Consider the following 25,662-nt stretch of genomic DNA (forward strand, 5'->3'; position numbering starts at 1 on the left):
CGCAGGGAGTAGCCCCCATGTTCGACTATTTAATTGTTGGTGCTGGATTTGCTGGCAGTGTTTTAGCAGAGCGCTTAGCCAGTCAGCAGGATAAGAAAATTTTGATTGTAGACACCCGCAACCACATTGGTGGTAATGCCTACGATCACTACAACGAAGATGGAATTTTAGTTCACAAATACGGCCCCCACATCTTTCATACCAATTCCCGAGATGTGTTCGAATATTTGTCTACCTTTACCCAGTGGCGACGTTACGAGCACCGTGTTCTCGCCAGTGTGGATGGTCAATTGGTGCCAATCCCCATTAATCTCGACACCATTAACAAGCTGTACGGATTGAAGCTAACCGCCTTTGAGGTGCAGGAATTTCTAGATTCTCTAGCCGAACCTAAGGAGTACATTCGCACCTCTGAAGATGTGGTGGTGAGCAAAGTCGGGCGAGAACTGTACGAAAAATTCTTCCGCAACTACACCCGCAAACAGTGGGGCATTGATCCCTCGGAGCTAGATAAATCGGTGACCGCCCGTGTCCCCACCCGTACCAACCGGGACGATCGCTACTTCACCGATACCTACCAGGCCATGCCGCTCCACGGCTACACCCGTATGTTCGAGCAGATGTTGACCCACCCCAACATCAAAATCATGCTCAACACCGATTATCGGGAAATTCAAGACATCATTCCCTACAGAGAAATGATTTACACCGGCCCGGTGGATGGCTTCTTTGATTATTGCTACGGCAAGCTGCCCTATCGATCCCTCGAATTCAAACATGAAACATTGAACGAGGAGGTGCATCAGCCCCAGGCCGTAGTCAACTACCCCAACGAACACCTCTATACCCGGGTGACCGAGTTCAAATATTTGACCGGGCAAGAACACCTCAAAACCAGTATTGTCTACGAATATCCCCAGGCGGAGGGCGATCCCTACTATCCTGTGCCGCGCCCCGAAAATGCCGAGCTCTACAAGCAGTACAAAGCCCTAGCCGAGGCCGAACCGGGGGTTCACTTTGTGGGACGGCTGGCCACCTACAAGTATTACAACATGGATCAGGTGGTGGCTCAGGCCTTAGCACTCCACGCCCAACTGTCGGACCGCTCTACCTGGCACCCCAGAGCAGAAAGCCTGCCTGCGAAGAAATCAGCCGCCCCCACGACCAATGGCAACGGTAACGGCACCTTTAAGTCTCCTTCCAGCAATGGCTCCAGCCGTTCTGCTACTCCTGTAGCGGCAGGTAAAGCCGAACAAAATGGCAAATCCCGTTGAGCAAATTGCCTATTGAACCGAGTGAGTATGTGATGAGTGCAAACCAGGTTTCACCCCAGCTAGAACTGTGGGGTGGCGTTGAATGTACCGTGAACCGGGTGGGCGATCGCTACTTTGACCAGCTCCAGCGCAACGGTCACGATACCCGCATCGAAGACCTCGATTGCTTTGCCGACCTGGGCATTCAGGCGATCCGCTATCCCATTCTGTGGGAACGCACCGCCCCCAACGGCCCCGAGCAGGCCGATTGGCGCTGGGCCGACGAGCGGTTGAGCTACCTGAAGGATATCGGTGTGCGTCCAATTGTGGGTCTGATCCACCACGGCAGCGGCCCGCCCCATACCAGCCTGTTAGACCCAGAGTTTGCCACCGGGCTAGCTCAGTTTGCCGAGGCCGTGGCCCGCCGCTACCCTTGGCTGGAATACTACACCCCGGTCAATGAGCCCCTGACCACCGCCCGCTTCAGCGGGTTGTACGGCCACTGGTACCCCCATGCCCAAGACGACCAGAGCTTTATTCGAGCCCTGCTGAATCAGTGCCGGGGGGTGGCGCTATCCATGCAGGCCATTCGCCGCATCAATCCGGCGGCCAAGCTGGTGCAGACCGAGGATCTGGGCAAGGTATTTGGCACGCCGCTGTTAGACTACCAGGTGGCCTTTGAAAATGCGCGGCGATGGTTATCCTTTGACCTGCTCTGCGGTCGGGTAGACCAGCACCACGAGCTGTGGGGCTATTTGCGCTACGTCGGTGTGGAGGAATCTGACCTCGCCTGGTTTCTCGATCATCCCTGCCCGCCCGATATTGTTGGCATTAACCGCTATTTGACCAGCGATCGCTTCCTAGATGAACGGCTCGATCGCTACCCACCCCACACCCACGGCAGCAACGGCCAGCACCAATACGCCGATGTAGAAGCGGTGCGGGTTTGCGCCGATGGCATTTGCCCCGCCGAGACCCTGCTGAAGGAAGTCTGGGAACGCTACCACCGCCCGATCGCCATTACCGAAGTGCACCTGGGCTGCACCCGCGAGGAGCAACTGCGCTGGTTCAAGGAAATTTGGGAGGCCGTCCAGCACCTGCGCCAGGAGGGGGTAGACCTGCGGGCCGTCACCGCCTGGTCGCTGCTCGGAGCCTACGACTGGAATAGCCTGGTGACCCGCAACGAGTGCTTTTATGAACCGGGCGTGTTTGACCTGCGGCCCCCATGCAGCAGCATTTTGCGATCGCCCTCACCCCGCCCCACCGCGATCGCCACCATGCTCCGCCACCTATCTCAAGGCAAACCTTACAATCACCCCCTGCTAGAAGTCCCCGGCTGGTGGAACCGCAGCGATCGCCTGCTTTATCCGCCCGTTGCTTGCGGTCATACTGCTTCTCACACTCCAGAAGAGTCTGCCGATTTCCCATCCACCCGCCCACTCGCCCACCCATCTACCCACCCACCCATCCACCCGTCCCCCCTCCTGATTACCGGAGCGACCGGCACCCTTGGTCAAGCCTTTGCTCGCATCTGTGACGTGCGGGGCATTCCTTACCGCCTACTGAGCCGCCAGGAGATGGATATTACCCATCCCACCATGGTTGAGCAGGTGCTAGATGACATGCGGCCATGGGCGGTAATTAACGCAGCGGGATATGTACGCGTCGATGATGCGGAGCAAGAGGCTGACCTATGCCTGAGCATTAATGCGGATGGGGCCGCTATTTTGGCGGAGAATTGTGCCCAACGCAATATTGGGCTGATCACCTTTTCCTCGGATCTGGTGTTTGATGGCGATCGCCATCAGCCTTACTTAGAGAGTGATTCAGTCGCTCCCTTAAATGTCTACGGCCATAGCAAAGCCCAAGCAGAACGACGGGTGTTACATCACTATCCCGATTCTTTAGTCATTCGTACCAGTGCGTTTTTTGGCCCTTGGGATGACTACAACTTCTTGACAGTTGCCCTACGCACCCTGAGGGCAGGACAGCCGTTTTTGGCGGCGGCAGATGCGATCGTCTCTCCCACCTATGTTCCCGATCTAGTGCATGCCAGCCTCGACCTGCTGATCGATGGCGAGTACGGCCTCTGGCACCTGGCCAATCCAGGGGCGATCGCCTGGGCTGACCTGGCTCGTCAGACGGCGCAACTGGCCGGGTTAGATGCCTCCGCTATTCAATCTTGCTCCACCCAGAGCTTCGGCTATGCGGCATCTCGCCCCGCCTACAGCGTGCTCAGCAGCGAGCGGGGAGTGTTGCTGCCCAACCTCGACCGGGCGATCGCTCAATATTTGCATGATTGCGATCGGGTTTGTGTGTAGAAATAGTCTTTTTCCTATCACTCAAAACCTTAAGATTTTGGGTGATAAATTATTTCGTCAAAACAAATTCTAGGAACAGTAGAACACCCGACTTTTTCTTGCCATTGGGGATATGGTCTATACCTCTTAAAGCAGTCGCCATTAAAGGGCAAAGGACGCTATTCTCAAAAATACCACTTTAAAAAATACAAAAGAAATAAATGACCATAAAAATGAGCCCCTCAACCCTCCATAGCCCATCAATGGCAAGCATTGAAAATCGCCTATCTAACGCTTCTGATCTGGTTTGTTTTTCCCACTTGCGGTGGGAGCTTCTAGAACAGCGATCGCAGCAAATTCTAGGTGATTACGCTCAAGAGCAGCGGGTCTTTTTTATTGAAGAACCTGTTGTTGAATTTATTGATTCGTGGTGGATTGATGTCCACCAGAACGAGTGTGGTGTATGGGTAGTTGTGCCCCATGTGCTCGACTGGGTCAGCGACGAATTACGTAAAGCCATGGGCCAGAGCTTGATAGACGAGCTATTTGAACAATTTGCGATCGTCACGCCAACCCTCTGGTACTCCACCCCTTCCGCTCCGCTACCCTTAACCCACCATCTAAAATTTTCTAACCGTCGTGCACAGCCGTTCTCAGACAGTAAATTTTCCTCAGCTAAACTCGATCTAACTCAAGACCCTTTACAGCTGTTCAGGGCTGGGACAGTTCGAGAACAGATCCCCAACGGCTAACGCCTCCGGCAAGTACGATAATGCGGTTGACTTAGAAAGGAGTAAGGTGACTTACTATCTGTCACCGTACAAAACTGTATGGGCGATACTGGACTCGAACCAGTGACATCCTGCTTGTAAGGCAGGCGCTCTACCAACTGAGCTAATCGCCCGTGCTGCATTTGCAGTTTTATATCTTATCAGAGGATAGGCACCGTTTCAATCAATTTTCCAAAAAACTACCCAGCACTTGAAAGAGCAACTGGGTCTCTGCAGCGGAGCCTTAGTATTGGTCGTCAAAATAGTGATACCAGACCCAATTACCTGCGGTCGTCACCGCCAAAACGATGCCACCGCCCAGCCAGCCGAGGGTGGGGTTGTAGCCGCTACGGGCCAGGTTAGTCATCCATAGGTGCGTGAGATCGCTGCCCACCAGCCCATCGGCGATCGCAGGAAAGAGATACATCATGGCCGCACCCACCAGCAGCCACCCCACCATAGAGACTAAAAGAAACACAGTTTTTGCCGTTGATTGGCTGCCAATCATAGAGATTCAAATCCCCTAACGTTCCATATCTTCTAGGGCCTTAGGTACCGCAGCGGTGAGCACTTCGCAGCCGCCCTCGGTCACCAGCACATCGTCTTCAATGCGGATGCCAATGCCTCGCCAGCGATCGTCGATCTGGGGCTGGCCTTCGACCGGCTCGTAGGTGGGTGAGATGTAGATGCCTGGCTCCACCGTGACCACGTTGCCCACCTCAAAAGGTTTCCAAGTTTTGTCGGGGTTGCGTAGAATGCCCGCATCGTGAACGTCTAGGCCCAAAAAGTGGCCGGTGCCGTGCATGAAGAAAGCTTTGTGCTTTTTCTCTTCGATCAGAGTGTCTACGCTGCCCGCCAGCAAACCCAGTTCCACTAGCCCTTCGGTGATAGTGCGGGTAGCAGCATCGTGGAACTGGTTGAAGGGGGCACCGGGCCTGACAGCCTCAATGGCCCGCAGCTGCGCCTCCAGCACCAGCTCGTACAAAATCCGCTGCTCATCGCTGAAGCGCCCCCCCACCGGGAAGGTGCGAGTGATGTCGGCGTTGTAGTAGTCGTAGGCGCAGCCTGCATCGATCAGCAGCAGGTCGCCGTCCTGCATCTGGCAGTTGTTCTCAACGTAGTGCAGAATGCAGGCGTTGGCACCGGCAGCCACAATCGAAGTATAGGCTGGCCCCATCGCCCCTTCTAGGCGAAAGATATGCTCCATCTCCGCCTGAATTTCGTACTCGAAGCGACCGGGGCGAGCGATCTCAAGGGCGTGATTGTGGGCCTTAGCCGCGATCGCGATCGCCCTTTTTAGCCGATCAATCTCCTCAACGGACTTCACCCGCCGCAGGCTTTGCATCATCAGACCGGCATCTTCGAGCGCCACCGGGCCAGTGCCACGCTTGTAGTAGGTAGCCAGCAACCGCTGCCAGTGGCGCAGCATGCGCTGGTTCATAGCCTCATCGTAACCAAGGTGGTAATAGAGGCGATCGGCTTTGTCTAAATACTTGGGCAGGTGCTCATCCAGTTCGGCGATCGGGTAGGCCGCATCGGCCCCAAACTGCGCTTTGGCCTGCTCAACCCCAACCCGGTAGCCCGACCAGGTTTCTTTTTCTGGATCCTTAGGTCGAACAAACAGCACAAATTTGTGCTCCTCGTGGTGGGGGGCCAGCACCGCCACTGCCCCCGGCTCGTTAAACCCCGTCAAGTAGTAAAAGTTGCTGTCTTGACGAAAGGGATAATCCACATCGTTGTGCATCACCGCTGGGGGAGCGCTGGCGAACACAGCGGTACTACCGCCAATCAAATCCATCACCCGCTGGCGACGTTGGCTATACACATTGGTCATCACAACAGCTTAAACCCCAAGATCAGTGACCCAGCAGAACGCCCTAGGATGGCTATAAACAAGTGCATTTAAGCAAGTATTACCTGTTTTACCATCCTTGGCAAAGCACTGGCCGCCCCTTCCCCCACCCGTGGGGTCTGATCTGGGGCCTTAACCGTTGCCCCTAGGCCCTGGGGTACTGGTAAACCTGAATGCGCATACCCTCACTAGGCAAATCATTGGGGCGCACGCCTAGAGAACCACTGGCGGCTCGGGTCACCGGGGTGCCCGGCATGAGGGCCAAAAAGTTATCAACGGGGTCAAGATCGCAGCTTTCACCGGCTACCGAAGACGAGTAATGGGTCGGAATCACAATCTTAGGTCTAAGAACCTGCACCGCCTGTACAGCTTCAGCCGCCGTGTAGGCCTTCGGCCCACCCCCGACAGGCACCAGCATAATATCAGGGCGACCTAGCAAAATCTGCTGTTCTACCCCTAGCGGTGCAGCGGCTCCGCCCATATGGACAATAGTGACGCCCCCTTGGGTCCATTTCCAAATGGTATTAGTGCCAAAGCGACGGCCCCCTTGGCGATCGTGAGGGGTAAGAATGCCCTGCACCCGCAGGTTGTCAAAATCATATACCCCTGGATCAGTCAGTACACGGGGCTCACCGGTCAACTCGTTGAGATAGCCCTCGTCAAACAGGCGGCTGCTGATCATGACAATATCAGCGGGCACAGCCGGAGAAGGGAAGCCAGCTGTACAGCCAAGGCGGCGGAAAGGGTTCACCAAAATACGTCGTCCGCCACCAGTAAATAGAAAAGACGTATGGCCAAGGCTGCGCACAGTAACCCCTGCGGCTTGGGCCTGGGCGGCTGGGCCGACTAGCCCAATTCCCAGACTAGCCCCTAGGCCCGCCCCTGCATAACCCAGTAGTTTTCGCCGTTGCATGACTCTCTTACTCCTGCACGTATAACTTTGGCTAGCCTAGTGTAGACCTCAAACCACCGGTATTTCCCCCTAATTTGGGCCAGCAGTTCAGCTGTACACTCCGCTTGAAGGTGCAATTTCAGATGGGGTCCCTAGTTTAGCCAGAGGGTTAACATTGGGCCGGTAAAGATGGGGCACCCAGCAGGCTAGCCGTTATTTTGCAGCAAGTTGAACTGGCGTAGCACCTTCAGGTTGTCGGGGGTCAACATTTCTTGCAGGTTAGCCACATCTTTTAGCAGGCGAATTTCGCGGGCATACTCCTGCTTCAACACATTGATGTAGCGATCGCGATCAGCTTCGGTTTTGGCTTGGCCCAGCATGTGCAAAGCCAGGTTGACATTGCCTAGGGGTTCGCGCAGATCTTCGGAGAGCTTGCTCAGCAAGTTTTCTTGCATGGTGGCCAGTTCGGTGTTGTCATGCAGTTGCTGGGTTAGGGTTTTAGCGCGTTCGGCTTCATCTCGGTAGGGCTGCATTAGAGCAGCATTGCGCTCTAGCCGGGTGCGAATCGCCCGCAGCACTTCCTGGGGGCGAAAGGGTTTAGTCAGGTAGTCATCGGCCCCAAGATCCATCCCCTCGCGCTGGTCAAGACGGTCGGCTTTGGCCGTCAAAAAGATAAACGGAATGGTTTGGGTCGTTGGGGTTTCCCGTAGCACCTTAACAACTTCAAATCCATCCATCTCTGGCATCATCACGTCGCAGAGAATGAGATCGGGCCGATGCTCTAGGGCTGCTTCAACCCCCTGGCGACCATTGTGGGCGATGACCACCGCGTAGTTCTCAAGGGTCAAAATATCCTGTAGGTTATCGAGTACCGACGGCTCGTCTTCGATAATCAGAATTTTGGTCATGGCGATATCCTTAGGGGCAGCTAAGCCTAAATACTCTTCTGAGTTTGCCCAATTTTGAGGGTTTGGACGCGATGCCTTCATCAATCTGTTCTTTCATACAGATAACCATCCTCACCGAGCGAGCTAGATAACCGCTCAAGGTGGGCTTCATCCGCCGTTATTGGGATAGGGTCGATGACTCTAGTAACCAACGAGGAAACCCCAGGGTGAAGGTAGTGCCCACGTCAACAGAGCTATGACAGATAATGTCGCCCTGGTGTAGCTCAACCAGCTTTTTGACAATAGAAAGCCCCAGACCGGTGCCAGGGATATTGCCAACATTGCGGGCGCGGTGGAAGGACTGAAACAGATGCTTAAGGTCTTCGGGAGGAATGCCAATCCCTCGATCTTGGATTTCGATAGTGATGCGATCGCCTTGATAGGCAATGCGCAGGTCTACCTCGCTATCGGGGTAGGAATATTTGAGCGCGTTGGAGAGCAGGTTGGTGAGTATTTGACGCAGCAACCGTTGGTCAAACATCAGCAGCCTTGAGCCGGCGAGATCGACCTCCAGGCCAATGCGAGAATTGCCGTCGCTGAGGTTGAGATCGTCAATTAGATCTTGGCAGAAATCGTCAATTGCCACAGGCACTAACTTGAGCTGAAGCTTGCCCGCCTCCACCCGGCTGAGCATGAGCACATCTTCTAACAGCTGGGTCATATGGACCACAGAGTCTTGGATACGGGCAAGGTGCTTGTGCTGTTTGGCTGTATCAAGGCGATCGCCATAGTCTTGCAAGATGCCCGCCGAAGAGGCAATCACCCCCAGGGGCGTGCGGAACTCATGGGAGGTCATCGAGACAAAGCGCGATTTGAGGTCGTTAAGCTCCCGCTCGGTTTCCAGGGCTCTGCGCATCTCAGCCTCGGCCTGCTTGCGCTCGGTTTCTAGCTGGGCCTTATCGCTAATATCTTGACAAACGCAAACCAGCCCGACGCCATCAATTTGGGTTAAAGACACCTCTTGAGGAAAAGTAGAACCGTCGCGGCGCGAGGCGATCGCCTCTCCGCGCCAGTGGTGATGCTCGGCCAAGTAGGGAAATACCGCTTGCTCAAAGCGATTAATTTCGGCGTCAGAGTAGAGGCAGTGCCAACTTTGCCCCAGCAGATCGCCGGGTTCAAGGCCAAACAGCCTACAGTGAGCCGTATTCACAAAGATGTAGCTGCCCTGGCTATCTAAAATAGCGATGCCATCGCTAGCGGCCTCAATGGCAGCAAGCTGCTGCTGCATCGACTGTTCGGCTCGCTGGCGCTCGGTAACGTTGCGAAAAATGCCCCGAGTGGCCACCCGGACTCCATTCTCAATGCGCACATTAACACTGCCTTGCAGCAAAATTTCTTCGCCTGTCTTCGTCATCAGGGCCATTTCCACAGGGTCGATGGCGGTACAGTCACCCTGCAAAAGGGTTTGAAAAAGCTGCTGATAGTGCGGAATACAGCTAGGACTCAGCACATCAAAAATGGTGTATCCCTCAATCTCAGCCTGGGTATATCCCAACGTATTTAGCCAGGCCTGGTTGACAAACAGCAGACGACCATCGGCCATAGAGATGCTCTGGATCAGGTCACTGGCATTGTCAAAAAAGTCTTGGAGGAGTTCTTTACTCTCCCGCAGGGCCACCTCCGCCAGCTTGCGGGCGTTGATGTCGCGACAGACGCAAATCAGGTCACCATTGGCGCTCAGGGTGAGCGAAACATCTTCATAAAAGGTAGTGCCATCTTTACGAGTAGCTACGGCCTCGCCTCGCCAGTGCCCCTGGGCTGCCAGCGCAGGAAAGACCTCGGCGGCAAAGCGATTAATTTCGGCTTCAGAATAGAGTATCTGCCAGGACTGCCCCAGCAGTTCCTCGACCGAGTCATAGCCAAATAGACCGACATGGGCCTGGTTAAGGTACTGATACTGGCCTTCTCGCAGAACAGCGATGCCGTCGATGGCGGTTTCAATGGCGAGTAACTGACGGCTAATTTGTTCTTCGGCCTGCTTGCGGTAGGTGACATCGGAGATCACCGCCAAAAATATTTTCTCGGCTTCGCGTTCAATTAGCTGTAGGTGTACATCCACAGGGTAACAGCTGCCGTCAGCGCGCTGATGAACCATCTCAAAGCTGAGTTTCTCAGTTTCGTGGCGGCGGAGGGGAGCGCTCAGAGCCGCAAACTCGGTTTCGGAGAGCTGAGGCTCAATGTCGAACAGCGTCATCTGCTGCATATGTTCTAGGGAGTACCCCAGGTTGTCTAGGGCTCCATAGTTGACATAGCTAAATCGCAGGGTGTCGGCGTCAAAGATGTAGATTTCATTCAGGCTGGCTTCTAGAATGCTGAGGAGGCGGGTGCGTTCTGCTTCTGCCCGTTTGCGGATAGTAATATCTTCAATTTCAGCGACGAAATGTAAGGGTTGCGCCTCCCGATCGCGAACGGTACTCACGCGCACAATCGCATCAATCGTGGTGCCATCTTTGTGAAGGTAGCGCTTTTCGAGTTCGAAGGTTTGGATTTTGCCTGCGGCCAGCTGCTCCATAGCCTGCTGGCTAGCCGCGCGATCGTCGGGATGGGTAAGGCTGTTGAAAGCCTGCGCGGTTAGCTCTGCCGGGGTATAGCCCAGCATGGTGCAGAGGGCTTGATTGACCGTGAGAAACTTACCCGTGAGATCGGTGGTGGTGATACCAATGGGGGCACTGTCGATGGTTAGGCGCAGTAGCTCTTCGCTGTGCCGTAGCTGTTCCTGACTCCTGAGCAGGGCGGCGTTGCTCGCCAGGAGAGCGGTATTGCTAGCGGAGAGTTCGCTAGTGCGGGCCTCAACCCGTGCCTCTAAGTCTTGGTTAAGCTGATAGAGAGCATCAATGGATTGCTGACGCTCAAGTTCGGCGGCGGCACGGGCGGCAAAGATTCTCAAGATGCCTTCGACGTGGGGCATGTTGTCGATAGGCTTGTCGTCTAAGATGCACAGGGTGCCAATGGGCTGGCCCTGGGTGTTGAGCAGGGCAACGCCACAGTAGCTCTCGGCCCCTAGAAATGCAATTTGCTCATTGGCGAAATGGTCTGATAGGTGGCTGGAGCAGCAGTAGACCTGCTGCTGGAGGGTGAGTTTGCAGGGAAGATGGGTGAGATCAAAGCTGATATTGGGCCGCAGCTGGTTCTGGGAGTATAGAGCGAGGGTTTGCCCCTGGTCACGGTCACAGGTGGTCACCAGGGCGTGCCGCACATTTAGAGCGGTGGCTAGGTGTTCGACCAGAGCTTCGAAGAAGTGTTCTCCGGTGACAGAGGCAGTGCCTTCTACCAGGCTTTGAAGCGCGGCGGTGGCCTGTTTCTCGGCATATTCTAGCCGCTTGCGTTCGCTGATATCGCGCACAATGCAGAGCACTTCATTGGGGCCGGAGACGGCGATCCGGGCTTCTTCGTAGAGCGTCTTGCCGTCTGTCTCGTCCTCATACTCATACTCATAAACCTGGGTTTGCCCAGTGGCTAGAGCCTGCTGGATATAGCCCATCCGCTCTTGGGCGAGGCTTTCGGGTAGGGCTTGATAGATGCTTCGGCCCACCATAGTGGTGAAGGGTTGAATCACTTTAAACCCGTAGGAGGGTAAAAAGTCGAGGTAGGTGCCATCCCCTTTAATCCGAATCATCAGGTCAGGAATGGTATCGAGGAGCGCTCGATTGGTATCTTCGCTCTTGCGCAGGGCCGCTTCGGCCTGGCGGGTTTCGGTGATATCAATGCCGGTGCCGATGATATAGTCGACCTGGCCCTGGTCATCGAGCAGGGTGGAGTGGGTCCAGGCGATCAGGCGGCGATCGCCGGTTTTGGTCAGCCAGTAATGTTCTGACACCCCTCGGGAGCGGTTGGACAAGACATCGTCAATCAGATTTTGGATAGGGTCACGGTCTTCGGGCGCAACCAAAAACTCTGAGACCCGTCGGCCTTGTACCTCGGCTAAGCAATATCCGGTCAGCTGCTGGCAGGTATGGTTAAACTGCACAATCTGCCCCTGGTGGTCAGAGACGACAACCAGGGCTCCGGCAGCGTGCAAAATCGCACTGGCAAAGTTACGCTCCTGTTTGAGTTCCTGTTCGGCCTGCCGTCGTTCTTGAATCTCGGCTTGGGCCTGCTGGTAGAGCTGGCTTTGCTGAATGGCAATGGCTAGCTGGGTGCTGAGGCGATCGAGTAGGTCGAGGTTGTGGTACTCCCACGCCTTGGCCGCCGCGCATTGGTGGGCCTCTAGCAGGCCCCACAACTGATTGTTAATCACGATGGGGACAATCAAATATCCCTTAATCTGTAGCGACTCTAAAACTGCAAGGTGATCGGGGCTGAGATTGGCCTGATAGATGTCATCGACAATCTGCTGGCGATGCCCGAGGGAGTCGGTCTCTACCCATTGGAGAAAGCAAACATCGCGGCAGTGGCTCCCCAGGGTAGGGCGCCAGGGGGGATCTACGGCTTCGGCGGTAACGGTGCCCTGCCGCTCGTTGTCAAACTTGTAGATCACAACGCGATCGCATTCTAAAAATCGCTTTACCTCCTGCACTGACGAAGTCAAAATAGGGCTGAGATCAAGCGCCTGGCTGATCTGGCGGGCAAAGCTGGCGAGAAATTCTTCGCGATCGGCGCGTTTCTTGAGCTCAGCCGTGCGCTCAACTACCTGCTGCTCTAGGGTCTGGTTGCGACTGTGGAGCAGCTCTAACTTTTCGGCTTCGAGCTGGTGAACGCGCTCTTGCAAAATCTCGAGGGTTTCGTAGATTTCGCCAGCGCTAAAAATATTCAACATGCTGGTTTGGGTGATCAACCCAGTCAGATGTCCCTCGCGATCGGTAATCACCAGCCGCCGAATCCGCTTTTCCTGCATGAGCTGATGAGCCATCCACAGGCTGTCTTGGGGATACAGGCAGCATAGGGGTGCACTCATCACCGTTGCTGCCGATAGCGTCGCCAGGTTGAGACCTAAACACTGAAATTGAACGATGTCGCGCTCAGTAACAATACCGATGGGTTGGGGTGCCCCGCCAGCAGGATGCGGAGCCACAATGACGACGCAGCTAACGCGGCCATTGGCCATCTGGCGAGCAATCTCTAAAACAGAGGTGGTGGGTTGCGCCTGCACCACCTGCGGCTGCATCACTTCTTCAATCTGCCGCAGGCGCAGCAGATCGAGCAGCTTAAGCAGCTGCCGCAAACTCTGGGGCGTCACCACCCCCAGCAGTTTCCCCTGCGGATCGCCCCCTTGCCGATCGACAATGGGCAAATGGCGAATGTGATGGCGCTGCATAAATTGCAGGGTCGGGAAAACATCCGTCAATTGCTCTAGGCCCCAGGTAATGACTGGGGTCGTCATCACATCAGCCACCGTCAGGCCTTGTGCCGAGCGCCCCTGGGCTGCCAACCGCACCAAGTCACGTTCGGTACAAATGCCGACTACCTGACCCTCAGCCATGACGATCGCACAGCTTTCTGCGGTCGCAGCGGTAATCTGACCAGACCCATCGGCGATCGAGCAGGCACTATGCTGAGCCTGGCCAATGCCGGCTATCACCTCCATCAGCGGTGCTTCAGGACCAAAGATAACTGGGTTCGGGAGAATGGCATCGGTGAGGGCAGAGCCCGTCCCTTGAACACCAGAAGCACTGAGGGAAGGCAGCATAGGTGTGCTTGTAACCATGACAGGACGAATCAGGCGCGTTAGCTAAGTAAACCCCAGCGCTCGAAGCACTGAACTTTTCAAGCTTATCTGCTGTTTTTGAGAGTTTGAAGGTTCTGTCGTGATTTGTGAACTTTGCGGCCAGGCCCAAAGCCGCTACCCAAGCCCGCTTGGTTACCGCCTAGGTAGCTCGACGAATGCCCAGATCGCTCCAAAAGCGTGGCAAAAGCGTGGCAAAAATCCTGCGGAACTACGGCGCATCGCTGAGCAGTGATGATCAATCCACTGGGCGGCCATAGTGCCACTGACAGAGATCTTGATCGTTAAGCATGGCGGTAGCACAATCGATCGCCAGGGGTTTGGCAAAGAGATATCCCTGACCAAAATCGCACCTTGATGCTTGCAAAAGCAGCAGATGTTGGCCAGTTTCAATGCCTTCGGCCACTACCTTAACCCCCAGATTGTGGGCGAGACCAATAATAGATTGCACGATACTGAGTCCGGTAGTTTCGTTGGCACTGCCCATGCCTGTGACAAAGGAGCGATCGATTTTGAGGGCATCAATGGGAAAGCGGTTGAGATAACTCAGGGAAGAATAGCCAGTGCCAAAATCGTCAATACAGACCTGCACTCCTAGGGTTCTAAGCTGGTTAAAGATAGCGATCGCCGACTCGCTATTTTCCATCACAATGCTTTCTGTGATTTCGAGCTTAATTTGACAGGGATTGAGTCCGTATCGCATCAACAACACCTCAATGTTATCGACCAGGCTAGGATCAGCCAACTGCTTAGCAGAAATATTAATATTTATCGCAAAACCCGGCTCTAGTTTGAAGTGATGATTCCAGGTGGCAAGCTGCTGACACGCTGACTGTAGCGCCCAATAGCCAATTTCAGTGATCAGGCCATTTTCTTCTGATTGAGGAATAAAATCGTGCGGCCCCAGTAGACCTCGATCGGGATGCAGCCAGCGAATGAGCGCCTCAAACCCGACTAACTTCTGGCGCTTGAGATTGACGATGGGTTGATACATCAGTCTAAATTCTTGCTTTTGAATGGCGCGCTTGAGATCGCCGTTTAGCTTGAGGTTGTCCTTAGCTTGATTGCGCATGTGATCGTTAAACACGGCAAACTGAGCCCGTCCGGAGAGCTTTGCCTGGTACATCGCGGTATCGGCATCCCGCAGAATCTCGTCTACGCTCTGGTAGCCCAGATCGCTGGTGGCAACCCCAATGCTGGCGCTGGGAAAGAGCTCATAACCGTTGAGCACCAGCGGTTTTTCGATTTCTGCCTGCAGCCGCTTGGCCACTTCAATGGCTTCGTCTAGGTGGTTAATCTCTTCTAACAAAATGGCAAATTCATCGCCACCGAGGCGGGCAATCAAATCGTGGGGGCGCACACTGACTTGAAGGCGCTGGGCGATCTGAACTAAAAACCGATCGCCAATTAAATGTCCAAAACTGTCGTTAACTAGCTTAAAGCGATCTAAATCGACAAACAGAACGGCATATTTGGCTGCATAATTTTGATTACTAAATTGCTGAATCAGCCGGGAAACTCTATTTTTAAACAGAGTGCGGTTGGGCAACTGGGTTAACGCATCGTGACGCACCTCGTGCAGCAGCTTTGCCTCTAGAGAGCTTTGCCGAACAATCGGTTCGATCCGGGCTATTAACCCTCCCTGGGCACTCAAAAAAATTTCGATTTCACAAAAGATACCCTCTTTCTCAAGATTGAGTTCGCTAATTAGGGTGTGGGGCTGCTGCGATCGCAGTACCTGATAAATAGCCTCCGTCACCTTAGGCATGTCGTCGGGTAAAACGATAGCCGTTAGGCTCTGGTGAATAAAGCCTTTCAGCAAAGGATATAGACTCTGATTTTGCAACTCCACCACTTCTTTCATGGCTTGGATCTGCCCAGTCTCGCTCAGACAGAGCGTGACGCTGTTGTAGGGCCGAGGATCTCTATTTTTTTCGAGGAGTGTTTCGAGGTAGGCCGAGGTATCGCAAAAATTCACCAGCTTTTCGACTAGGGTAAAGCTCCAGGCCGCCGCCGAAGCAGTGGGCAAAACCACAAAAAAGGCGTATACCCCCTGGCAGAAAGTAATCACATCCCCCGATTGCAGCCGCTGGTGACTGCATGCCTGCCGGTTGACGTACAAACCGTTGATGCTTTTGCGGGATTTGCCATCACCATCGGTGATGTAATAATTTGCCCCCAAGCGGTAGAGCACAGCGTGGTGCCGCGATACGCCTCTGGCATAAATAATGATGTCGTTGCTGGCATGACGCCCTAGACAGCTGCGTTCACCTGCGATCGGGTAAGTTTTCACCCCGGTAGCCTGCTTGACGATCAGCGCGCAGTGGGGCTCTCCGGTGCCGCCAGGGGTGTCGGCCAAGCCTAGTAATGAGGACAGATTGCCCTCAAGATCGTAAGCGCTCGTGGGTAGTTCGCTAAGCTGGGTTGGTTTCATGGGCGGTGACGGTTAGATAGAGCAATAAAACCAACTCTGCCCAGAGTGCGGGAGTAGTGGTTTCTAAGGTTTGGGCGGGCTGGGTTGACGAGGTCGGTGAAGGACGAGGCGAGAGCACTTTTACCGGCAAGAATACGTAGCGGGTCGGGGTTGGGCCGTAGGGGTGAGGCGATCGCCCAGATAGGCTTGGGAAGCGCTGCTGCTATGGGCCGGTTGTGCACCAACAGCGTGGGTAACCTGACCGACACCACCTGCATTCTCGTTGAGGCTAGGGCTAGAAGAGGGTTCACCGTTTGGATCGCGAAGGGAACAACGCATGGGCTCAAGATTGGCAAGGACAAGTCAAATGGCCTAGGCGACTTGCAGGTGTAGGGGCTGCAAGCGGTCGGGTTGGCGGTTTACGGTGGGTAGCAGTTCTAGTTCTGGTTTTGGCTCTAGTTCTAGCTCTGGCTCTGGGACACCATAGAGGCTTTGGGCCAGCGGCGATCGCAGGTTGACCCAAGCCGTGTACTGCTGTTTTGAGACCGTCAGCAGCAGCCCCGTCGTCGTCGCATACTCTTGGTCAAGACGCTGAAAAAACTGCTGTCGACTTTTGAGCGAAGTACTAAATAGCTGGGCAAATAGCTCATTGCGGAAACTCATGCCGGTGGCGATCTGTTGGTTGTGCCAAAACTTAAAGGGCCTAATTTGGTCTTCTGCAATCAGTAGCGTATCCATGGTGTTGTACAGTGCCAACGGGGTAATTGATGCGGCTAAAACCGTTGCGATCGCCCCCCGTGATGACGTCATCCTAGGGGGCTGTTGCAATACCCTAACCAGGGGTAATGGCACGGCTGGGGTCGCTGTTCAGCGGTGACATTAAAACGGTCTTGAGTCAGATAAATCCAGCCGAGCCAAGCATAAATGTTTGCTGGTGGCGGGACCCAGGGTCTAGATCTAGGCTGAGCAAAGCTGGCAGTAGAGCTAGCAGAAAACTATGCGTAAACGTCATTGCCTCAACTAGGTTTGTTTATCTCACCTTAGAAAAAAATTGATGGTTTGATAAACGGATTTATTCGGAAGTTCAGTCAAATTCAAGTTGCTGAAAATTACTTAGGTGGTTAAGTTATAAGACCGTAATTCTACGGAACTCTAGGCAAGGGGTCGCTGGAGCCTATCCCCATGCCCCCAGCCAGGCCATAGGTAGCTACAGCAGGAAGCGTCAGGATTATGGGACTGGAATTTAGGAATCCTCTCTGGCCACTAGTACTTGACCAAGCTGATTGCGACAGGTTTTAAACGTTGAGGGTTTCAGGTGCAGGGTTCAAGATTTAATCTCTGCCATGAGCCTTAAACCCACTAACCTGTCACCTTTAGCTTGGCAGACAACTAGTCTCTGGCTACTTCCTTGTTAGCCTTCCGCCGATTAGCACCAGTCTGGCGCAAGTGATCTATGATCAGGTGCAGTGGGACATAGTCTATCGCCACACACTATCACCCCAGACTACTGCCACAAACGTTAGCCCCTGCGCGATCTTTCAACTCCCTCTGTGCCGGTGACGTTTGCCGTTTTAGTTGCCAACCACCCTGCACCCCCAATGCCCCCATGGCCACCTCCCCCGCTCAATTCCAAAATCGCACCGATGCTGGACGGCAGCTAGCGGCACTGCTCAAACCCTACGCCCACCACCCTGGCGGGCTGGTGTTGGGGCTGCCCCGAGGCGGTGTGCCCATTGCCTATGAGGTGGCCCAGGCTTTGGGGTTGCCCTGGGATATTTGCCTGGTGCGCAAACTGGGGGTGCCCGACCACCGGGAACTGGCCATGGGGGCGATCGCATCGAGCGGCGTGCAGGTGCTCAATGACGAGGTTTTAAACCGATTACAGATTGCGCCCTCTACGGTGTCTGCCGTGACTGCCACCGAGCTGCAAGAATTGCAGCGCCGCGATCGCGTCTACCGGGGCGAGCGGCCTCAGCCGACCCTGCGCGATCGCACCCTAATTCTGGTTGATGACGGCATTGCCACAGGGCTGACCATGCGAGCTGCGATCGCCGTGCTCAAACCTCAGCAGCCCGCCCGCCTGATTGTGGCCGTCCCTGTGGCCCCACCTGAGACCTACCGCACGCTTCAGGCGGAGGTCGATGAGGTGGTGTGCTTGGCCCTGCCTGACGACCTCCATGCCATTAGCCTGTGGTACGCCGATTTTGCCCAACTGACCGATGCAGAAGTGTGTGAGCTGTTGACCCAATCACCCCGCCCTCTGCACGCCTAACCCGTAACTAAATCTGTAACCAGCGCCGTCGGCCTGCCCAGACTGCTTAGGGTAGAGGTATCAACGTTAGTGTGGTGTCTCCTATGCCCCGTTATCCCGTTACTAAACCTAAAATGCTGCCTGCGATCGCCGGTCTATGGGTGCTTGGCCTGGTGGTTGGTTCACAGCTAGCAGTGGCCTGTCAGCCCAGCCCTCCCCCCGCTGCCGACGGCAATGGCGATATCGTCACGCCCAGCCCCGAGCCCCAACCCTTGCCCGTCGACGGAGACCAGGCGGAGGTAGACGCTGTACTCACTCCGGCGGTGCGCGATCGCATTCTGCAAACCGTGGCTGCCGAGGTTAATCGCCCCGCCGCCGCTTTGCGCATTGCCGACGCCGAAACCACCACCTGGGATGGCTGCATGGGCGTCTACGTCCCCGACCAAATGTGTACCATGATCGCGATCTTTGGCCTGCGGGTGGTTGTCACCGATGGCGACCAGAGCTGGGTCTACCACACCCAGCAAAATGGTGAGAATGTCGTTCAAAACCCCACCGCCAGCGGCAGTCGCAACGGCCTGATTGTCGATTTGATTCCTACCCTTGACCCAGAGCCCACTCCTGAGGGCGTGGTTTTTCGCTCGGTAGAGTCGGGCAGTTTGGCGGGCGGGCAGCGCGAGGTGGTGCTGTTTAGCGACGGGCGACTGGTGCACCAAACCAACGATACCGTAGTAGCCGAGACGCGCCTCTCCCCAGAGCAGGTGGCCGATTTTGAGCAAATGCTGAGCCAGCAGCGGTTTCCCAACCTGCATCGTATGCGCTACATTACCGACGCCGCCTTTGCCGACTACCCCACTGTGCGGCTCTCCGCTGGCTATCTCCAAACCGAATACATCGATCTGGCCCTAGACGATGCCCCGCCTGCCCTCCAGGCGATCGTGGAAGCATGGAGCGACTTGACCCAGCCGCTGATGAACTGAGCTACCCCCAAGTCCACTGGGCGAACCGCTGTTCGCCCCTACAGGGCGGTGGGCTAGACCTCAAGGGGCTAGCCCACCGCTCACATTGTTAACAACCGGCGTCGCCTTGCACCGGCAGGTCTAGCGTCGTACCGTTGTGCTGAAGTTGCAGAGTACCCTCCACCGCGACCGACTCAATTTCTCCTGGTTCGCCGAGGGTGGTCTCGACTTGAACCTGCAGGGCATTGTCTGGGCTGGCAAAGGTTTGCGATCGCTGCTGGCCGTAAAACTCTTCCCCCGCTGCGGCGGTGCGGCGGAGGCGAACAAACTCGCCATCGAGCTTCATCAGGGCACCCTGGTGGCCAGCAGCGTCGGGTAACCCGTTAAAAAATAAGAATTCCGTTGGCTGCTGGCCATCGGCTTGGTGCCAGAGGGTCATGCCGCAGCCACCGCTACCCTGGGCAAACAGTTCGTCGAGGGTGAACCCCTCCACTTGAAGGGACGGTTGCGATCGCTCCGGGGGAGCCGAGACCGTGTCCCCAGCGTTGGTCGTCGGTCGATCTAGGGTGGGGGTACAGGCGGCGATCGCACTACCCCACCCCACGACCAACAACAGCAGAAAAGACCTTTTTGGTCTGCGGTGGATCATGCCATTACCTCTCTTTTGATCGATCATGAATAATCCGGGTTAGGGCTGTTGGGTTGGGGCAGCCAGAAAATCGATTGGGCCTACCCCTTGACTCTACAGTTCACTAGAGGCTTCAAGATAGAGTGACTTACCCATTCACTATCACAAACGAAGAGGTTCCCATGACGATTCAACTAACGGTGCCTAACCTGGCCTGCTCCGCCTGTGTCGAAACCGTCACCAAAGCCATTCAGGCCGTTGACGCCGACGCCCAGGTGGCCGCCGACCCCAAAACCAAACTGGTCAATGTGACCACCGCCGCCTCCGAAACCGCGATCAAACAAGCCATTACCACCGCCGGTTACACCGTGGCCTAACCCCACAGACCACTCACCCTTGGAGGCGGAAACCGATGAAACATCAAATCCTTAAACTGCAGGGCATGAGCTGTGCGGCCTGCGCCAGCAACATCGAAACAGCGATTCGGGAGGTGCCCGGTGTAGCTACGTGCAGCGTCAACTTTGGCGCGGAGCAGGCCGCCATCACCTACGACCCCCGCCAGACCAACCTCACCCACATTCAGGCGGCGGTGGATGACGCGGGCTATGGGGCTCAGCCGATCAGCGATGACCCCCTAGCCGCCGAGGACGATGCCGAACGCCGCGATCGCGCCGCCAAACACCGCGAACTCACCCGCAAGGTGATCGTCAGCCTGGCCATTGGCGGCGTGCTGATGGTGGGTGGTCTGCCGATGATGACCGGCATCCCCATGCCGTTTATTCCAATGTGGCTGCACAACCCCTGGTTTCAGCTGGTGGTGACGCTGCCGGTAATGCTGTGGGCCGGCAGCCACTTTTTTGTCAACGCCTGGAAGTCGTTTAAGCGCCGCACCGCCACCATGGACACACTGGTGGCCGTGGGCACCGGCACCGCCTACCTATACTCCCTGTTCCCAACGCTGTATCCCCAGTGGTTCCTCGCCCAGGGGCTCAGCCCCGATGTGTACTTTGAGATTTCTGCCATCATCATCGCCCTAATTTTGCTGGGCAACCTGCTCGAAAACCGGGCCAAGGGCCAGACCTCCGAGGCCATTCGCCAGCTCATGGGGTTACAGGCCAAAACGGCACGGGTGATTCGCGATGGCCAGGCGTTTGACTTGCCCATCGCCGAGGTGGTGGTGGGCGACGTGATTTTGGTGCGCCCCGGCGAAAAAATTCCGGTGGATGGCGAGATCATCGACGGCGCATCTACTCTTGATGAGGCCATGGTGACCGGCGAAAGCGTCCCTGTGCAGAAGACGGTGGGCGATGAGGTGATCGGCGCAACCCTGAACAAGACCGGCAGCTTCAAATTTCGGACCACCCGCGTCGGCAAAGACACGTTTTTAGCTCAGATCGTCAAGCTGGTGCAGCAGGCCCAGGGGTCAAAGGCCCCGATTCAGCAGCTGGCCGACCGGGTGACCGGCTGGTTTGTACCGGCGGTAATTGCCGTGGCCATTCTCACCTTTGTGGTCTGGTTCAATGTCATGGGCAACCTCAGCATGGCGCTGATCACCACCGTTGGGGTGCTGATTTTGGCCTGCCCCTGTGCCCTAGGCCTGGCAACACCAACCTCGATTATGGTCGGCACAGGCAAGGGAGCCGAGCACGGCATTTTGGTGAAAGGGGCCGACAGCCTAGAGCTAGCCCACAAGATTCAAACCCTTGTGCTAGACAAGACCGGCACCATCACCCAGGGCCAGCCCACCGTGACCGACTACCTGACGGTCAACGGCACTGCCACCGAACTGCACCTGCTGAAACTGGCAGCAACCCTAGAGCGCAACTCCGAGCATCCCCTGGCCGAGGCGGTGGTCAACTACGCCCAGGCCCAAGGGGTGAGCCTAGAGGAGGCCCAACAGTTTGAAGCCGTGGCGGGCAGCGGCGTGCAGGGGGTCGTCGCCGGGCAATCTGTGCAGATCGGCACCCACCGCTGGATGCAGGAACTGGGCATCGCCACCGATCGCCTGCAAACCCAGTGGGACCAGCTCGAATCGCTAGGTCGTACCGTGGTGTGGTTGGCGGTAGACAGCCAGGTAGAAGCTCTCTTGGCGATCGCCGACGCGGTCAAACCCTCCTCCATTCAGGCGATTGCCATCCTGCAACGCATGGGCCTAGAGGTGGTGATGCTGACCGGCGACAACCGCCGCACCGCCGAAGCGATAGCCCGCGAAGTCGGCATCACCCGCATCTTTGCCGAAGTGCGCCCCGATCAAAAAGCCGCCCAGGTTGAAAGCCTCCAGCGGGAAGGCAAGGTCGTGGCCATGGTGGGCGACGGCATCAACGATGCCCCAGCCCTGGCCCAGGCCGATGTGGGCATGGCGATTGGTACAGGCACCGATGTGGCGATCGCCGCCAGCGACATCACCCTAATCTCCGGCGACCTGCACGGCATTGTCACCGCCATCCAGCTCTCCCGCGCCACCATGGCCAACATTCGCCAAAACCTATTCTTTGCCTTCATCTACAACGTCGCGGGCATCCCGATCGCCGCCGGCATTCTCTACCCCGTCTTTGGCTGGCTGCTCAACCCGATCATCGCCGGAGCAGCCATGGCCTTTAGCTCGGTGTCAGTAGTGACCAACGCGCTGCGGCTGCGGAACTTTCGCCCCAGGTTGGGGTAGGTGGGAGGGTAGATGGGTGGGAGGGTAGGCGGGTAGGCGGGTAGGTGGGCAGGTGGGCAGGTGGGCAGGTGGATTCTCGCCCTCTCATCTACTCATCCCTTCCCTCCTTCACCCCTTCCCTCCTTCACCCCTTCCCTCCTTCACCCCCTCTCTCCTTCACCCCCTCTCTCCTTCACCCCTTCACTCCTTCACCCCTTCACCCCTTCCCTCCCCACCCATCCACTCATCCACCCATCTACCCTCTCACCCTCCCTCCTCAAGGAGCACCCCAATGACCACCCTCTACCTGACGACGCTCGCCAGCCTTGGCCTGGCCCTCGCTACCGCTACCGCCACCCCAGCCCAGCTCAATCACAGCATGGGAAATGATCCCACGATGGAGCGAACGGGGCAGTTTCAGCGGGTTGATCAACCCTTGGGGCTGAAAGTGGCGGTGACCGGGGCGGGCTTAGGCCTCATCGGCCTTGAGCTGTGGTGGTTTTTACTGAGCAAGCCGAAGTCGCGCCAGGCCAGCGTCACGGGCGACCGGCAAGAGGTGACGGTGACTGTCGATGGGGGCTACGACCCCAACCATATTGTCGTGCAGGCAGGGCAGCCGGTGCGACTCAACTTCTACCGCAAAGACCCCAGCAGTTGCTTAGCAGAGGTGCGTTTCCCGGCCTTTCGCATTGCCCAGGGGCTGCCGGTAAATCAAACGACGGCGATCGAGTTTACGCCAACGCAGCCGGGCCGCTACGAGTTTGCCTGCGGCATGAATATGGTGCGCGGCACGGTAGAAGTGGTGGCAAACGGAGGCGATCCCAGCTCACCCTAATCTACAGAGTTGGATGGCTGAGGAACGAGGGCAATTTTGCCGGGACACAGTTGTGTATACACGAGAGCCTTCAGGTAGAGGAGTTTAGGGTGAGGGTTACACAACTGGGAGTCACCCAGCTCTGCTCTCTTCTAATCCTTAGGACGGATATGATTTTGGGGTTTGTTTGCAAGGATAGATTGGATTGGGTTTTTGGCAGGTAATACATCTATTTAGAGTTAGATCGAGTTATCGTCTGGATCAGCTTTAGTTGGCCCCTTGATGCAACGACGGCTTCTCCCCAAAAACTCGGTTTTGCTGGTATATTAACCCATTCATCCAATTTCGAAGGCTTTCTCCATGGCCAAGGTGCCACGAGATAAACACAATACTCCCCGATTTTGGAACGAAATTACGCCAGAATCTGTAGAGAAAAATCTACCCTCCACCGCCTGGCGGCATGAGGCTACCGTTAACAAGCAGATTCAGGTTTATGCCCAACTGTACCTGCTGCAGCAGCTGATGGATTCGCTGCCGGTCTGTGTGTCCTACATAGACAAAAATCGCTGTTATCAGTATGCCAATAGCACCTATCAAGCCTGGTTTGGCGTCAACCCCGAAGACATCTATGGTCACCCCTTAGAGTCAGTGATTGGGCCAGCCGCCTATCAACTGCTCAAAGCCCATGTCGATCGCGCCCTGGCGGGGGAGCGGGTAGTCTATGAAAGCGTCATGCCCTACAAGGTTGGGGGCAGCCGTTACGTGCAGGGCACCCTGGTACCCGACCACAGCACTGAGGGGGGGGTGCAGGGATATTTTGCCTTGATTCAAGACCTCAGCGATCGCAAAGCGGCAGAACTGGCCCTTCAACGCAAAGCCGAGCGAGAGCAAACCCTTTGGCAAATCACCCAGCGCATTCGGCAAACCTTAGATCTACAGAGCATTCTAGCCACCGCCACTGAGGAAGTACAGCGCTACCTACAGGTCGATCGCACCTTCATTTTTCAGTTCACCTCCGACCACACGGGAGAAATTATTCAGGTTACGACCCAGCCCACCTGCCCTGTACCCTCTGCCATTCAACAGTGGCAGGCGGATAGGCTACGGCACCTCTGCCGCGATCGCTATGGCCAGGGTTCTGCCTGGGCCATCCCCGATCTGAGCACCGAGTTAGAGGATTTGTGCCTCAATCCTTGGATCAAGCCGATGGCGGCTAAGTCAGCGATCATTGTTCCGATTCTGCAACCCCAGCCCGAACAGAGCAGCCATTTCTGGGGGTTCTTGATTGTGCAAACCTGTGCCGACTACCGCCAGTGGGAGCCCGGCGAAGCCGAGTTGCTAGAACAGGTGGCCGACCAACTGGCGATCGCGGTGCAGCAGGCTGATCTCTTGGCCCAGGTGCAGAGCCAGGCCCAGCGCCTAGCCGAAGCCAACCAGGCCCTAGAGCAGGCCAACCAGCGCCTCAACGACCTCAGCCACCGCGATGAGCTTACCCAGATTGCCAACCGTCGCCATTTTGATGCGGCCCTTCAGCGCGAATGGAAGCGTTTGGGTCGCAGCCGAGCGCCCCTGTCGCTGATTATGTTTGATGTCGATCACTTCAAGCAGTTCAACGACTGCCACGGTCACCCCGCTGGCGATCGCTGCTTAATCGAGGTTGCTCAAGCCAGTCAGCAAGTGGTCAATCGCCCGCCCGATATCGTCGCCCGCTACGGCGGTGAAGAATTTGCGGTGATTTTGCCCCACACCGACCTCGCCGGGGCAATTACCCTGGCCGAAACCATTCGTAGCCGCATTCGCGACCTCAACATTGTGAATTTCAAAACGGCCACTGAGACGGTTTATGTCACGATCAGCTTGGGTGTAGCCTGCCAAATTCCCAGCCGCGACACGTCGCTTCAAACCCTAATTTCTGCCGCCGACCAGGCCCTCTACCGGGCGAAACAAGAGGGCCGCAACCGGGTAGTCTGCTGGGAGTAAACCACCGAAGTCGGCGATCGGCACATACTCCTCTAGCTGCTGCACGCCACGGCTTACAACAACTAATACGAAATCCGGCATGGCTACCCCCGATTGGTTGAGGGCAAACAACCGTTTGCCCCTACGGGTTGGCCCGTTGGGAACTGGGGTATGGAATTCGGATTCGGTATAAGATTTTCAGGGAAAAAGATACCAGCTTCAATCCAGCGACTGTAGCCGCTGTAAGTTGGGCACTGCCCACCATTAGGGAAGCTCTTTTTCAGAAGTCTCCTCGGCTGCCCCACGAGCGGTCATGATTTG

General features: G+C 56.0%; 18 protein-coding genes and 1 tRNA gene. 9 read left to right on the forward strand and 10 right to left on the reverse strand.

What is annotated here, in order from left to right; translation table 11 throughout:
- Positions 1 to 17 precede the first annotated feature (17 nt).
- The 3 genes from glf to RRF56_RS05635 all read left to right on the forward strand — a co-directional run bounded on the left by glf (position 18) and on the right by RRF56_RS05635 (position 4,305).
- Positions 18 to 1,274 carry a UDP-galactopyranose mutase gene (gene glf, locus RRF56_RS05625; protein ID WP_317036654.1) on the forward strand — a complete coding sequence of 419 codons (1,257 nt, stop codon included), beginning with the start codon at positions 18 to 20 and terminating at the stop codon, positions 1,272 to 1,274.
- 32 nt (positions 1,275 to 1,306) lie between these two features.
- Complete coding sequence (locus RRF56_RS05630; RefSeq protein ID WP_317036655.1) at positions 1,307 to 3,574, forward strand: family 1 glycosylhydrolase; 2,268 nt, start codon at positions 1,307 to 1,309, stop codon at positions 3,572 to 3,574.
- 242 nt (positions 3,575 to 3,816) lie between these two features.
- Positions 3,817 to 4,305, forward strand: coding sequence for a hypothetical protein (locus RRF56_RS05635; RefSeq protein WP_317036656.1), 489 nt, complete (start codon positions 3,817 to 3,819; stop codon positions 4,303 to 4,305).
- A gap of 79 nt (positions 4,306 to 4,384) precedes the next feature.
- On the opposite strand, the gene RRF56_RS05640 is transcribed toward RRF56_RS05635, so the two are convergent.
- The 9 genes from RRF56_RS05640 to RRF56_RS05680 all read right to left on the reverse strand — a co-directional run bounded on the left by RRF56_RS05640 (position 4,385) and on the right by RRF56_RS05680 (position 16,899).
- A tRNA-Val gene (locus RRF56_RS05640) sits at positions 4,385 to 4,457 on the reverse strand.
- A 110-nt stretch (positions 4,458 to 4,567) separates the two neighbouring features.
- A complete protein-coding gene (locus RRF56_RS05645; protein WP_317036657.1) occupies positions 4,568 to 4,831 on the reverse strand; it encodes a hypothetical protein in 264 nt (87 codons plus the stop codon).
- A gap of 15 nt (positions 4,832 to 4,846) precedes the next feature.
- Positions 4,847 to 6,157 carry an aminopeptidase P N-terminal domain-containing protein gene (locus RRF56_RS05650; protein ID WP_317036658.1) on the reverse strand — a complete coding sequence of 437 codons (1,311 nt, stop codon included), beginning with the start codon at positions 6,155 to 6,157 and terminating at the stop codon, positions 4,847 to 4,849.
- Positions 6,158 to 6,320: 163 nt separating this feature from the next.
- Positions 6,321 to 7,088: an MBL fold metallo-hydrolase gene (locus RRF56_RS05655; RefSeq protein WP_317036659.1), complete on the reverse strand. Its 768-nt coding sequence runs from the start codon at positions 7,086 to 7,088 to the stop codon at positions 6,321 to 6,323.
- Positions 7,089 to 7,273: 185 nt separating this feature from the next.
- The gene (locus RRF56_RS05660) at positions 7,274 to 7,975 is read right to left on the reverse strand and encodes a response regulator (protein ID WP_317036660.1); all 702 of its coding nucleotides are present in this window, start codon (positions 7,973 to 7,975) and stop codon (positions 7,274 to 7,276) included.
- Positions 7,976 to 8,132: 157 nt separating this feature from the next.
- On the reverse strand, positions 8,133 to 13,658 hold the full coding sequence (locus tag RRF56_RS05665; protein ID WP_317036661.1) for a PAS domain S-box protein: 5,526 nt from the start codon (positions 13,656 to 13,658) through the stop codon (positions 8,133 to 8,135).
- Positions 13,659 to 13,914: 256 nt separating this feature from the next.
- Positions 13,915 to 16,110 (reverse strand): EAL domain-containing protein, encoded by a 2,196-nt coding sequence (locus tag RRF56_RS05670; protein ID WP_317036662.1) that lies wholly within the window; start codon positions 16,108 to 16,110, stop codon positions 13,915 to 13,917.
- Positions 16,107 to 16,400: a hypothetical protein gene (locus tag RRF56_RS05675; protein ID WP_317036663.1), complete on the reverse strand. Its 294-nt coding sequence runs from the start codon at positions 16,398 to 16,400 to the stop codon at positions 16,107 to 16,109. The genes RRF56_RS05670 and RRF56_RS05675 overlap by 4 nt, the downstream gene beginning before the upstream one ends.
- Positions 16,401 to 16,461: 61 nt before the next feature.
- A complete protein-coding gene (locus RRF56_RS05680; protein WP_317036664.1) occupies positions 16,462 to 16,899 on the reverse strand; it encodes a hypothetical protein in 438 nt (145 codons plus the stop codon).
- A 796-nt stretch (positions 16,900 to 17,695) separates the two neighbouring features.
- Between RRF56_RS05680 and RRF56_RS05685 the strand changes: the two genes are divergently transcribed.
- Together RRF56_RS05685 and RRF56_RS05690 are read left to right on the forward strand one after the other, a co-directional pair.
- Positions 17,696 to 18,361, forward strand: a complete 666-nt coding sequence (locus tag RRF56_RS05685) for a phosphoribosyltransferase (RefSeq protein ID WP_317036665.1) — start codon at positions 17,696 to 17,698, stop codon at positions 18,359 to 18,361.
- A gap of 83 nt (positions 18,362 to 18,444) precedes the next feature.
- Complete coding sequence (locus tag RRF56_RS05690) at positions 18,445 to 19,320, forward strand: hypothetical protein (protein WP_317036666.1); 876 nt, start codon at positions 18,445 to 18,447, stop codon at positions 19,318 to 19,320.
- An 88-nt stretch (positions 19,321 to 19,408) separates the two neighbouring features.
- Here the strand turns inward: RRF56_RS05690 and RRF56_RS05695 are convergent, their stop codons facing one another.
- Positions 19,409 to 19,948: a hypothetical protein gene (locus RRF56_RS05695; RefSeq protein WP_317036667.1), complete on the reverse strand. Its 540-nt coding sequence runs from the start codon at positions 19,946 to 19,948 to the stop codon at positions 19,409 to 19,411.
- A gap of 161 nt (positions 19,949 to 20,109) precedes the next feature.
- Here RRF56_RS05695 and RRF56_RS05700 point away from each other — a divergent pair, with 161 nt between their 5' ends.
- The 4 genes from RRF56_RS05700 to RRF56_RS05715 all read left to right on the forward strand — a co-directional run bounded on the left by RRF56_RS05700 (position 20,110) and on the right by RRF56_RS05715 (position 25,362).
- Positions 20,110 to 20,304 (forward strand): heavy-metal-associated domain-containing protein, encoded by a 195-nt coding sequence (locus RRF56_RS05700; RefSeq protein ID WP_317036668.1) that lies wholly within the window; start codon positions 20,110 to 20,112, stop codon positions 20,302 to 20,304.
- Positions 20,305 to 20,339: 35 nt separating this feature from the next.
- The gene (locus RRF56_RS05705) at positions 20,340 to 22,589 is read left to right on the forward strand and encodes a heavy metal translocating P-type ATPase (protein ID WP_317036669.1); all 2,250 of its coding nucleotides are present in this window, start codon (positions 20,340 to 20,342) and stop codon (positions 22,587 to 22,589) included.
- Positions 22,590 to 22,860: 271 nt separating this feature from the next.
- The gene (locus RRF56_RS05710) at positions 22,861 to 23,403 is read left to right on the forward strand and encodes a cupredoxin domain-containing protein (RefSeq protein ID WP_317036670.1); all 543 of its coding nucleotides are present in this window, start codon (positions 22,861 to 22,863) and stop codon (positions 23,401 to 23,403) included.
- A 339-nt stretch (positions 23,404 to 23,742) separates the two neighbouring features.
- On the forward strand, positions 23,743 to 25,362 hold the full coding sequence (locus tag RRF56_RS05715; RefSeq protein WP_317036671.1) for a diguanylate cyclase: 1,620 nt from the start codon (positions 23,743 to 23,745) through the stop codon (positions 25,360 to 25,362).
- Positions 25,363 to 25,662 lie beyond the last annotated feature (300 nt).

Origin of the sequence: Nodosilinea sp. E11, assembly GCF_032813545.1 — a bacterium.
GTDB lineage: Bacteria > Cyanobacteriota > Cyanobacteriia > Phormidesmidales > Phormidesmidaceae > Nodosilinea.